The 12,172-nt window shown below is 55.6% G+C and carries 13 protein-coding genes; 12 read left to right on the forward strand and 1 reads right to left on the reverse strand.

Annotation, left to right across the window (positions count from 1 at the left end; translation table 11 throughout):
* Positions 1–172 precede the first annotated feature (172 nt).
* Positions 173–736 carry a DUF5317 domain-containing protein gene (locus G463_RS22675; protein ID WP_051321759.1) on the forward strand — a complete coding sequence of 188 codons (564 nt, stop codon included), beginning with the start codon at positions 173–175 and terminating at the stop codon, positions 734–736.
* Complete coding sequence (locus G463_RS18000; RefSeq protein WP_169725399.1) at positions 711–2,540, forward strand: bifunctional diguanylate cyclase/phosphohydrolase; 1,830 nt, start codon at positions 711–713, stop codon at positions 2,538–2,540. Before G463_RS22675 ends, G463_RS18000 begins: the two co-directional genes overlap by 26 nt.
* Positions 2,541–2,594: 54 nt before the next feature.
* Here G463_RS18000 and G463_RS21460 read toward each other — a convergent pair whose 3' ends face one another.
* Positions 2,595–3,908, reverse strand: a complete 1,314-nt coding sequence (locus G463_RS21460; RefSeq protein WP_084171107.1) for a helix-turn-helix domain-containing protein — start codon at positions 3,906–3,908, stop codon at positions 2,595–2,597.
* 264 nt (positions 3,909–4,172) lie between these two features.
* On the opposite strand from G463_RS21460, the gene G463_RS0101205 reads away from it, so the two are divergent.
* The 10 genes from G463_RS0101205 to G463_RS0101250 all read left to right on the forward strand — a co-directional run.
* A complete protein-coding gene (locus G463_RS0101205) occupies positions 4,173–5,030 on the forward strand; it encodes a DegV family protein (RefSeq protein WP_026973745.1) in 858 nt (285 codons plus the stop codon).
* Entirely contained in the window at positions 5,027–5,857 is an 831-nt protein-coding gene (locus G463_RS21465) for a ComF family protein (protein WP_051321761.1), read from the forward strand. Before G463_RS0101205 ends, G463_RS21465 begins: the two co-directional genes overlap by 4 nt.
* 79 nt (positions 5,858–5,936) lie before the next feature.
* Positions 5,937–6,326 carry a TIGR03826 family flagellar region protein gene (locus G463_RS0101215; protein ID WP_035484872.1) on the forward strand — a complete coding sequence of 130 codons (390 nt, stop codon included), beginning with the start codon at positions 5,937–5,939 and terminating at the stop codon, positions 6,324–6,326.
* A 34-nt stretch (positions 6,327–6,360) separates the two neighbouring features.
* Complete coding sequence (locus tag G463_RS0101220; protein ID WP_051321762.1) at positions 6,361–7,098, forward strand: sigma-70 family RNA polymerase sigma factor; 738 nt, start codon at positions 6,361–6,363, stop codon at positions 7,096–7,098.
* A gap of 153 nt (positions 7,099–7,251) precedes the next feature.
* Positions 7,252–7,518, forward strand: a complete 267-nt coding sequence (locus tag G463_RS0101225) for a flagellar biosynthesis anti-sigma factor FlgM (RefSeq protein ID WP_026973748.1) — start codon at positions 7,252–7,254, stop codon at positions 7,516–7,518.
* 3 nt (positions 7,519–7,521) lie between these two features.
* The gene (locus G463_RS0101230) at positions 7,522–8,010 is read left to right on the forward strand and encodes a flagellar protein FlgN (protein WP_026973749.1); all 489 of its coding nucleotides are present in this window, start codon (positions 7,522–7,524) and stop codon (positions 8,008–8,010) included.
* Positions 8,011–8,075: 65 nt separating this feature from the next.
* Positions 8,076–9,698 carry a flagellar hook-associated protein FlgK gene (gene flgK, locus G463_RS0101235; RefSeq protein WP_026973750.1) on the forward strand — a complete coding sequence of 541 codons (1,623 nt, stop codon included), beginning with the start codon at positions 8,076–8,078 and terminating at the stop codon, positions 9,696–9,698.
* A gap of 33 nt (positions 9,699–9,731) precedes the next feature.
* Positions 9,732–10,622: a flagellar hook-associated protein FlgL gene (flgL, locus tag G463_RS0101240; protein WP_035484875.1), complete on the forward strand. Its 891-nt coding sequence runs from the start codon at positions 9,732–9,734 to the stop codon at positions 10,620–10,622.
* Positions 10,623–10,679: 57 nt separating this feature from the next.
* The gene (locus G463_RS0101245) at positions 10,680–11,252 is read left to right on the forward strand and encodes a DUF6470 family protein (protein WP_026973752.1); all 573 of its coding nucleotides are present in this window, start codon (positions 10,680–10,682) and stop codon (positions 11,250–11,252) included.
* Between the two features lie 148 nt (positions 11,253–11,400).
* Positions 11,401–12,172: flagellin N-terminal helical domain-containing protein (locus G463_RS0101250; RefSeq protein ID WP_483756920.1), on the forward strand; the 772-nt coding region annotated here is incomplete at its 3' end.

The following is a 12,172-nucleotide window of genomic DNA, read 5'->3' on the forward strand; positions in this document are numbered from 1 at the left end:
AGGAACCACCGATGCAAAAAGTGAAAGCAGGTCTCGTTTTTGGCGCCATGGTACTGTTCTCTGTCGCTGCACAAGCGGGATGGACGGTAAACCCGCACTAAATCAGGGGGAAAATAGGTCGACGTAATGTCGGCCTATTTCGACATCAACACCTGGAAAATGGGGTGAAGCATTGGCGTTTCAAGTCACCGTTGTGCTGACTGGCCTGCTCGTTGGTTGGATTCGAAAAGGGAGCGTTTGGGACATCACGAACATACGTATTCGACTTCTGTGGTTGTTGCCCATCGCATACCTTCTGCAGCATATATCCATCGCCTATTTGGACGGAGTCTACTATGAGCTCTCGATTGTCTTAAGTTATCTGGCGCTCATGGTATTTTGCGCAGTAAATATTCGAACGCCCGGTATTGCGTGGGGACTCGCCGGAACGGCTTCGAACTTCCTGGCCATGGTGGTCAATGGACTTCGAATGCCAGCGTATGTTCCCGCTGTGGAACACATGGCGCCGTCGTATGTTCCGGCGCTCATGTCTGGACATTATGGAAAAAGCGTTGCCATGTCATCAAAAACGCACCTCAATTTCTTGGGCGACATATTCAGCTTTCAGATCCATCCTGTGAGCTTATTGAGTATTGGCGACATACTGTTCGCTATAGGTTTTGTCATCCTGATCCAACATGCGATGCGATCCGGAAGGAGCGCCAATAATAGTGAAACTCTTACCAGAACCACGTAAATTGATAAGTCTATTGGTCTCCCTTGGGATGTTAATTGCCACCATCACGTGGGGAGCGATGAGCCAACTTGCGCTGGGCATCCCGGATTGGGTCGTTATGTACACGTTGGCAGGGTTACTTGTTCTTGTGGAACGGTTCCACATTCTTGTGTCCATCAATGACAGGATCAGTGTGGAATCGGTGTACCTCGTTGGCTTCTCTTTGGTCTATCCGTCCAACATCATCGTCTGGGCAGGACTGTTGTATGCGGTTGTGTCTTCGATACAGTATCGGTCAAAGTGGTACATTCAGCTGTTCAACGGCGTGAATCTCACTTTATCGGCGCTGTTTGCCACAAAAGTGTTTCATCCTGGAGCGCAATACAGTTTGATGTCCATAAACCAGTGTGTTTTGGGCCTTGCAGCGTTTGCGGTCACTTTCCTGTTGGCCAATTTCGCGATGACTTCGTCCTACATCACCCTGACCTACGGTGTTGGAGCGATTCAGATTGTCCGAGGATTAATCCGGCTGCAATTCTGGGTCGTGATGGGAATCACAGTGCTCATTGGGGTGCTGCTGTCCATCGTTTTGGCGCAGGCGGGACTGTCCGGCGCGGTACTCTTCACTTTCCTCATCTTGCTCGTGTCCTATTCATACCGTGACTATTTCAGGATGGCGACGCACTTTAAGGAGCTGTCCATCAAGGATGAACTCACGGGTCTGTTCAACCATCGCTACATACAGTCTAAGATTGACGATTTAATTGCAACGAAACAGGACTTTGCCGTGATGATGCTCGATGTCGATCACTTCAAGCGCTACAACGAGGTATGGGGGCACGTGCGCGGAGACGAGGCGCTCAAGTCCATCGCGGATGTGCTTCGGGCCAACCGCCTGCCCGACGAGGAGGTTGCTCGCTACAGCGGAGAAGAATTTCTCGTGGTGCTGCCGGGGTATGATTTGGCGCAGGCGAATCTGAAGGCCGAACTGTTGCGCCGGGCCATCGAAGACACCAACTTCCCGGGAGCGGAAAGATTGCCTGGGAAAAAGTTGACGGTCAGCATTGGCGTGGCACAGTATCCGATGCAGGCGGACACAAAGAGTGAACTGCTGATGAAGGTGGATGACGCCTTGTACAAAGGAAAGTTCACCGGCCGGAACAAGGTCTCCCTGTACACATCGGTCCTCGACGACATGCAGCGGGAACTGACAATGGATGATGCGAATCAGGAGATTGTCAAGACCATCAAGGTGTTTTTGGCGATTCTCAACTCGAAGGATCGCTACACGTACGCGCACACCGAGCGCGACGTCATTTACGCGATGGCGTTGGCCAAGCGAATTGGCTTGCCGGAATCCTCCATACGGTATCTGCGCTTCGGCGCCTTCTTGCATGATATCGGTAAAGTGGAGGTACCCACGGAGGTGCTGACCAAGCGCGGCCCGCTGACTCGGGAAGAGTGGCAAATCATGAAGAGCCACGTGGAGCTCGGGGAGAACATCGCGCGGCCGATTCCGAGTCTTGCACCGTGTCTGCCCATCATTCGCCACCATCATGAACGATTCGACGGAACCGGGTATCCGGATGGGCTCAAGGGAGAAGAAATCCCGATTGAGGCGAGAATTCTCACCATTGCGGACAGCTTTGACGCAATGACCACCAGTCGGCCCTATCAGCGCAAGCGAACGATGGAGGAGGCGTTTGCCGAACTTCGCTCTTGCGCAGGTCGGCAGTTCGATCCCGATTTGGTCGAACCATTTATCGAGGTGGTACGCGAGACGGGATTGTTGTCGGCCGACGAGGGAGAGGAGAATCCGGCGTGAGATTCGAGCCTCCGCATGACATCCATATCCGCCGCAGTCATGCACCACCGCCATTCATTTGCGGTGGTGCATGACTTTCATCATGTTCTGTAACTCTTCCGTGAGTTGGAGCGCTTTGTCCACGTCTCCCGCTTGAATCGACAGCTGCAGCCACTCCGCCATCACCTGCACCTGTGCTTCAGGCAGACCGGCTTCGGCCAAAGCTGCTGTGGTCTGCTCGATGGTTCGCAATCCTTCGTCGCTTCTCCCCGCAGCGACGAGGGCGCGCGCGGTCAGGGCTTCCAATTGATGCAGATACCCTCCGGCCCATTCCATCAAGTCGGGGGCGTGGTCCGCAGACGCGTTCATGAATGCGCGACACGCGGACAGCTTTTCCAAGGCTTTTTCCGGTTCCCCACCGTTCAACAGGTGTTGGATTTGTTGGAATTCTGCTCTCACGTACTCGTGCGGCAACACCGTGGCCGCAGCGGACGCAGCCCTCTCCCAGAGGGGGATTCCAGTGTCTGTGTCCGGAGCCAACGTGTCCGCAATGAAAGACTGTTGAATGCAATGGGCGGTCTTCAGCAGCGACGATGCGCGTTCCAGATACGTCTTGGCCCGTCCGTAGTCCTGCACGTCCAGAGCCAGTGTTCCCTCATGTAGCCAGGTGTCTGCAATGGTCTGCAGGCTGCGCAACGGGGCAGCGAACTGGGCTGCAAGCTTGGCCATCTCCGCAGCCCGCTGGATGTCGTGCTGTCTTCGGTGCAGTTGGTGCAGCAAAGTGTACAGTTCCGACTTCTCGGCCGCGGCTTCCATCGCATCCCATATCGCAGACGCTTCCAGTTCCTCTGTCAATTGCAGAGCAGTCCTCCACTCGTGCAGGGCGCCTTCCAGGTTTCCGTGCAAATATTCCACCTGACCGGTCTCCTTGGAAACGTGGTAGAGCAGCTTGGTGTCCTGATGGCGCAACGCCTGCTCACGAAGATCTTCAATCAACGTGGTCGCGTCGAGAAGGCGACCTTGCATCCGACAGGACCTCGCGAGAAACAGGTGATATCGCTGATAGTCCAATCCCGGCGGGGGCGGCGGGCTCACGGCTTTCAAGGTTCGTTCCGCGTCGGCGGGACGGTTTCGCAGCAATTGGTATTCCGCCAAATGGAGGTGGGCAGAGAGATAAAACTGATCCTCCAATTCATCCAGAAAATGCTCCACAGGCATTCCGAGCCGGTTGGCGATGGCCACCAACACCGGATAGGATGGACGGGCCTTGTCCGACTCGATTTGGCTGATCATGCTTGGGGTCACCAAATCCTCGGCCAGGTCGCTCTGCGTCAAACCGCGCATCCGTCGCGCTTCTCGAATTTTTTCACCAATCGAGGGCAATGTCATCACCGCTTTGTTTACGAAAGGTAAGAACCAAAATCAGGTTACTTCTTCTTGATAGTACCATAAAGTGCAGTGGTGAGGATAATGAATTTGAAAAATCGGTCACTTTTTGTCGAATAAAAATTTGCAGTCTCCATTCGTCCATGGAATGCCGAGATCTCCTGTACCTCATCGCCACAGGTGCGGTTTGACATGTTAAGATAGCGTATACATGAATGACTGGTCACACTCGGCACGACGACTTTGGCGAAATAGCGAGGGATATTTATGGCCAATATCGCGTTTGTTACAGACAGCACCGCTTACTTGACACCAGAACAATGTGCGGAAAACAACATCACGGTGGTTCCTCTGTCCGTCATCTTTGACGGTGTGGCGTATCGGGAAGGCGTGGACCTCACCGCAGGAGCCTTCTTTGCCAAGTTGAATGAAGCGGACGCGCTCCCCACCACCTCCCAGCCTCCGGTGGGCGAATTTGTTGCAACGTTTGAGCGGCTGCTGCAGGAACACGACACCGTGATGTGCCTCATGCTGTCCGGCGAACTGAGCGGAACGGTGCAATCCGCCCGCACGGCCGCCAGTATGGTCGATGGGCGCGTGATTGTTGTGGACTCTCGAATCGCCAGCTTCGGCATTGCGGGTCCACTGCTGGACGGTGCCGCTCTCGCGAAGCGGGGCGCCGAGCCGGAGGAGATAGAGGCGCTGTGGCAGCGAGCCATTGCCCGAACGACGTCACGCTTTGTCATTGACACGTTGGAGAACCTGCATAAGGGCGGCCGCATCGGCGGGGCTGCCGCGGTCTTTGGGTCCCTGCTGCAGATTAAGCCCATCCTGACGGTGCGCGACGGCCGCATTGAGTTATTTGACAAGGTGCGCACGCATCGGAGGGCCGTTGAGCGCATGGTGGCTGAGTTTGAGGATGTGGCGAAAACGGGAGAAAAGCTGCGCCTTGGGGTGGTGCATGTGCAGCGGGCCGATGAAGCGCGAGCCCTGCGCGATGAACTCACGGCGAAATATCCGCACGTCCACGCCGACGTGGCTGAACTCGGGCCGGTGATTGGTACGCACACGGGCCCGGGATTGCTGGCATTTGTCTATTACCCCTGGGAGGGACCGTTTGCGTGACGTGCACACCGCCCCTGTTCACCACGCGCTTTCGGGTGAATCGGCTCAGGCAATTGCTGCTTGACGCCGTGTTTCCGGAAGCGCATCCCCTGTGTTTGCTGTGCCAGCGCTCCACCGAGTCCACGGGCTGGGGCCGCTCGCACCAGTCGGTCATGCCGCTGACCCTTTGCATGTTCTGCTGGCAAGACTTGAATGCTTCTTCCGCATCGTACGCCTTCGAATCGTTCACCACAAGGCTGTCGTCAGCGGGCCATGGTCATGGCGAATCTTCTTGGATGCTGCCCGTGTTGGCCGCCCGACCGTACGACGGAAAACTGCAAACGGCAATCCGCCAGTGGAAATACGATGGCGCGATAGAATTCACAGCTTGGTTTGCGCAGCAGATGGCTGTGGTATATCGCCGATTCCAGCGCGACATCGAGGAAGGGACCGCGTCAGCCGCAGACTGGGGGCGCCCAGAGTTGCTCGTGCCTGTGCCGCCGGCGCCGGATAGATTTCGTAAGCGAGGCTATGACCATGTTGGGCTCCTGGCGGTCACCCTTGCGCCGAAACTGGCCATGCGCGCCCTTCCCGTGCTGGCGCGTCCGGCGGAGACCGGGCCGGACGCCGCATTCACCCAATCACAGACGGCCAAGAATGTGCGGCAGCGTCGGGACGGACTGAAAGGGGCATTTCGCCTGCGGACCAATGCCCCGGTGATGGGGCGTCACATCCTGTTGGTGGACGACATTGTGACGACCGGATCGACCCTTGAGGCCTGCGCCCTGGCATTGAAGCGCGGCGGCGCCGCGCGTGTGTCAGCGCTGGTGTTGGCACAAGTGCTGTAAAATTCATAGACCGCGGGAATTCCTGCTAGAGGAGGCAGATGTTCTATAGCTATAATGAGGGCAAGAGGAGGTGTGGGTGATGACCATCGCGTACTGTAAACGGTGTGGCCGCATCTTCAACCAGGTCCGCAGAAACATCTGTCCGGCATGTGTGGCGGAAGAGGATAAAATGTTTGAAATTGTGAAGACGTATTTGCGACAAAACAAGGACGCCACTATGATGCAGGTCACAGAAGAGACCGGCGTGCCGACCGAATTCATTGTCGACATGATTCGCGACGGGCGTTTGATTCTGCGCGATAATCCGAACTTGACGTATCCCTGCGAGCGCTGCGGCCAGCCGACGCAGGCCGGGCGGTATTGTGCGGCGTGCACGAAAGAATTGAGCGAATCGCTGTCCGCGGCAAGCGCACAGTTGAAACAGAAACAACACCCGCAGCCTGGCCGCGGATACTATTCGAAGAACTAACTGTGCAACACGGGCTGGGGAGGGTGATTCCAGCGTGACAGGATATCAGACGTATCAGGCAGTGGACAAGCAGCGTCGCGACGCGGTCGTCCGTGAACACCTGGAGTTAGTATACCGGGTGGCGCGCCGGGTGGCGAATGCAACGGCGCTGGACGGTTTGGAAGTCCAGGACCTGGTGCAGGCCGGGGTGCTGGGCCTGTACCGGGCGTTGGACAAGTACGACGAAGCGAGAGGTGTGCCGTTTGCCGCCTACGCCATGCACTTCGTGCGCGGGGCGATGCTGGACGAAGTGCGCAAATCCAGCCACGTACCGAGGGGGCTGCGGCAGAAAGAGAGACAGGTCAAAGCAGCCTGGGAAGCCCTCACCCAACAGCGGATGCGCGAACCCACCGACGCGGAGGTGGCGGAATATCTCGGCATCCCCGAAGTCGAGTATGAGCAATGGCTGCAGGATCTCGGCTGGACCACCCTCTGGTCGGTGGAGGAATTGGAAGCGGCGGGCAGTCTCCACGTGGTGGATGAACACGAGGCCTCCAGTCCCACCGCCGTCATGGACCGGAAGGTGAGCAAAGCCCTGTTGGTGCAAGCGCTGAAGCGCTTGTCGCCAAAGGAACAGCAGGTATTGTACGCCTATTACGAAGAGGAATTGACCCTGAAAGAAATTGCTTACGTGATGAATTTGAGCGAATCGCAGATCTCCCGGATTCACAGCAAGGCCATTCTTCGCCTGCGCGGCATGCTGAATCGAAAAAAAGCCGATTTGGTGCTGTGAATCTGTTTCCATAAGAATTACCGTGAAATCGGATGATAATGAGAGATATTTGGTGTATGAGAGACTTGATGCAGGATTATGGCATGCAACCGTCTGCGGATTCGTGTCGATATTTCATCACAGAGGCAGGATGTCATAAGGTGGTGAACCGCCATGCGGATAGACGATAGCAAAATCGGAGGCTACAGCCACAGCCTGGAATTCACGCTGCGGAGAGTGGCGACGCCTGCAACATCGGCGCAGAACACGGCTGCAGCGGCAGATTCGGAGCGTACGGAATCCCAGAATGGAACCCGAGCGGACAGGATTGAACGGCTGAAACAAGCGTTCGCCTCCGGGCAACCCATAGATGTGCAAAAATTGGCGGATAAGCTGCTGGACAGCGGCGTTCCGCTGCATGCGATCGAAGGAGAACAGTAAGCCGTGCGGCCGCAGGTGAGCGTGTTGTCCGGTGTTCTGGAGCAATTGGTGGCCGCGCACAAACGGCTGCTGGCCGTGTGCCAGCAGCATACCGTTGCGCTCGTGAACCGGGATATTGCGCGGATTCACAGCACCACTCAAAAGATAGAGGTTGAGACGGCGGGCATCCGGGCGCTGGAAGCATCGCGCCAGCAATTGGCCGCGGACGTTGCGCGGGGACTTGGGTTGGATACGGAGAACATCACCTTGTCCCGCCTGCTGCCCCATTTGAATCCCCAGGAGGCCACGCGGCTGCAGCGATCGGCGACACAATTGGGAGCGCTGATGCAGGCGCTGGCGGAAACGAATGAACGGAATCACCGGTTGCTCGAGCAGTCGTTGCAATATCTGACAAAGACGGTGGAGTGGGTTGCCGACAGCCTGGGACAAACACAGTATGGACCGCAGGTGAAACGGGTCGTAGGCGGCTACATGATAGATGTGAAAGCATAGCACGGAAATAGAACTGCGGCGGGATGCCCGTTGTCAGACCCACGATGGGGTAAGGAGGACGCGTCATGCTCGGAACGTTTCTTGGATTGGAAATTGCGAAACAGGGGCTGCAGGCACAGCAGGCAGCCATTGAAATCGCCGGCCACAATATTGATAACGCCAACACGCCCGGATATACGCGGGAGCGTGCAGATTTGGTCGCTTCCCTGCCGCTTGACAACATGCCCGGTCAAGTCGGGACGGGCGTCCGGGTGCAGCAGATTCAACGCTTGCGCGACGACTATTTGGACGGTCAGTACCGAGATCAGAACCAGTTGCTCGGGGAGTGGCAGGCCAAGCAGGACTCCCTGCAAAAGATCAGCGCCATTATCAATGAACCCTCGGACTCCGGTTTGTCCACGGTGATGCAGAATTTTTGGAACGCGTGGGATCAACTTGCCGCCAATTCCAGTGACCTCAGTGCACGTAACTCTCTGGTTCAAAATGCGGTGACTGTCGCACAAACCATCAACCAAACCGCTAATCAACTGTCTGATTTGAACGCGGATCTGACAACCAGTCTCAATGACACGGTGAAACAGGTGAATTCCTATTTGACACAGATTGCGCAGTTGAACAAGGGGATTGATTCCGTCCAGCAGTCGGGAGAACAGCCGAACGATTTGCTAGATCAGCGGGATTACCTGGTGGATCAACTGTCCAGCTTGGTGGATGTGTCTGTGCAGTCGGACAGCACTACTCCGTTCCAACTATCCATCGGTGGCACGGTGGTGCTGAATGACCAGACGGTCATCTCAGATCCGTCCGACCCCACGCAACCGTTGCTGCATACCACCGGCGATGCGGCCAATCCGCTATCCATATCCGTCAATGGTGGACAGATCAAAGGGTTGGTGGATTCACTCTCCAGTCTTCAAGGGTATCAGGCGGACTTGGATACGTTTGCTGGCAGCTTGGCGGATGGCCCCATGACCGTGAGCTTGGCGGGGAGCTGGACGATTTATCCCTCTGCTCCGGATGGCACGGCGGTCCTGCCAGTGGATATTACCATCAATGGGCACGCATACACGGCTGGGACAGCGTTGTCCGATGTGGAATCAGACAACCCAACGTTGAACATCACCACCGATCCTGCTACCGGCGCGGTGACCATTCCTCAGGGCACCCAGGTGACCGTAAATGGACTGAACGCATTGCTCCAAATGGGGTATGACCAAAATGGAGCGCAGGGGGAGGCGCTGTTCACACTGAGTTCCACAGATCCGGCCGCAAGCATCACGGTAAATCCGGACATCTTGAATAATGTTTCAAAACTGGCGGCGTCGTTTTCCACCAATGCTGGGGATGGCACGTTGGCGATGACCGTGAGCAGCGTCAAATCGGCACAGGTTCAATTTTCCGATCCAGCAGATTCAACGGCCCCGATGCCGCTGACGACAGGAACGCTCGACAGCTTTCTCCAAGCTGTGGTGGGACAGCTCGGTATTCAGGGACAACAGGCGAATCAGCAGGTATCCAATCAGCAAGCGCTGGTTCAGCAAATTGATACGCAGCGGCAGTCGGTGGCCGGTGTGTCCATCGATGAAGAGATGTCCAACATCATCCAATACCAACAGGCGTACAACGCGTCGGCCAAAGTGGTTTCCACCATTAACGACTTGCTGAACACACTGATTGAAAATGTGTAATCGATGAAATGATGTAAAAAGGTGGCGATAGGATTGCGGATTACCCAGGGCATGCTGAATCAGCAAATGCTGTATGACCTTGAAAATGGTATGACGCGCATCAGTCAACTGGAGAATCAGGTATCCACCGGGAAGCGGATCAATAGCCCGGCAGACGACCCGATTGGTGCCACCTTCGTGATGCGCTACAACAGTGACATTGCATATTATCAACAATACCAGAGCAACGTCACCGCCGCGCAGGGATGGTTGAATTACACGGATACCACGATGAGTCAGGCGCAACAGGTGGTGATGCGGGCGCGGGATCTGGCGGTTCAGGGCGCGTCTGACACCATGTCGGCTTCGGACCGGCAATCCCTCACGGCCGAAGTGGATCAACTATATCAACAACTTGTGACCATCGGGAATTCGCAGTACAACGGTCAGTACATCTTCAACGGACAGCAGACGAATGTGGCACCGTATTCAATGACCGCTGCGGAAAGCGACACCACGGACACCGGCTCCATCCTGTACGACGTCGGAGATGGCATTCAACTCAATGTGAATACGCCGGGCAACGATTTCTTTGGCGCGCCCGGGGCGGATGACAACGCGTTTTCGTTGCTGAAACAGCTCAGTGACGCTTTGAACGACAATAATGGACAAGCAGTCAGCGATTTGTTGGATAAATTCGATTCCCGGCTGAACCAAATGCAGGCGGCAGAGGCGAGCGTGGGGGCGCGGGTGAACAGAACCCAGTTTCAGCAGACGCGGCTGTCCGACCTGCTCAACAACTACAACACGCTGCTGGCAGGGGTCGATGACACGGACATGGCACAAGCCATTACAAACCTCACCACGGCCCAGTCGGTTCAACAGGCGGCATTGCAGGTGGGGGCCCGTATCATCACGCCCACATTGGTCGACTTCCTGAAGTGATGTGGCTCGGCGTCCCTGCCTACTGGGGTGAGGGAAGCATGAAGTGAGGGAGTGCGCATGACACCTCAAATTCAGATTCATCAAGTGCTGGGGCAAATCGGGATTTGCTACGAGCCGCCGGTATGGACAATTCACTCTGCCCCGGCTGATTTGGACATTCAAAGCCCTGCGGCGGTATTGGAGATTCATACGATTCCGGGTCAATTGGAAATTGACCAAACGCAGGCGTTCGCGGATGAGGGGTTGCGGACGCCGCTTGCATTTTTACAGTATGAGGCGTCACGGGCACGTCAGGCGGCTGCACAGGGCGTGGCGGAAACGGCCGATTGGGGACAGCGATTCATGCATATTGAAAAGGGGGATCCGCTGCCGCAATATGTCATGCGTTATCGGGAACGTCAGCCGGAGTTTTTGCCCACGCTGATGCCTCGTCCGTTTTCTGTAAAAATTCATTATCAGCCAGGTCACGTGGAGATTCATGCCGAGGTCCAACCTGTACAGATTTCTGTCAGGCCGCAGAAGCCGCAAATAGATTTTCAACCGGGCCAAGTACACATCGATTTGGCACAGCCACCGCAGTTGCAAATCATGACACCACCTGTCGGTCAATTATTGGATGAGCGTGTTTGAATGACAGGTAAAAATTTTTTCTCGAAATCTGTCGGAAGATGCAAGTTTCATAGACGGCCAGCCGATATACATGGTGAACGGGTCGACGAAATGCGACTCGCCTCCTCGTAGACTACGAGGAAATATACCATAGGGAAGGGTGTATACAGTGAGTTTCGGACTGATTATCAATCACAACCTGGGCTCCATGAATGCACTGTCTGCATTGAATCAGAACCAGAACAGCTTGCAGTCTGCATTGCAGCAGTTGTCCACGGGCAAGCGCATCAACAGTGCTGCCGACGACGCTGCAGGCCTCGCTATCTCGCAAAAGATGCAGGCGCAAATCAACGGTCTGGATCAAGCGTCTCAGAACGCGCAAAATGGTATCTCGCTGATTCAAACCGCAGAAGGTGCGCTCAATGAAACGCAGAACATTCTGCAGCGTATGCGTCAATTGGCGACCCAGTCTGCCAATGACACCAACACGTCGGATGACCGGAATGCTATGCAGCTGGAAATTAGCCAGTTGAAGCAGGAGGTTGATCGAATTGCCAATACCACGCAGTTCAATACGAAGAACTTGTTGGATGGCTCCATTGGGAACAGTGCGGTGTTGGGCGCGGATGGACTGAGTCTGAAGTCTGTTTCTGTCACGGACGCCAACCTGGCTGCGGATACGTATACGGTGACAGGGGTTGCGCCGGCTACGATTGGTGCCACCGTAAATACAAATACGACCGGTTTGGACGCGAGTACTGATTTTGATTTCACGAATACGACGAAGGTTACTGGTTTGGCGCTTGGGAACTACACGCTGACGGTGTCGAACGGTGCTGTGGGCGGCACGTACGATTTGACGTTGAAGGATGCAAACGGCGTGACTGTGGCAAGTGCCAATGGTTGGGACAATACTGCACCTATCACGCTTACTGGAACCA

This window comes from Alicyclobacillus contaminans DSM 17975, from assembly GCF_000429525.1.
In the GTDB taxonomy this organism is placed as follows: Bacteria; Bacillota; Bacilli; order Alicyclobacillales; family Alicyclobacillaceae; genus Alicyclobacillus_A; species Alicyclobacillus_A contaminans.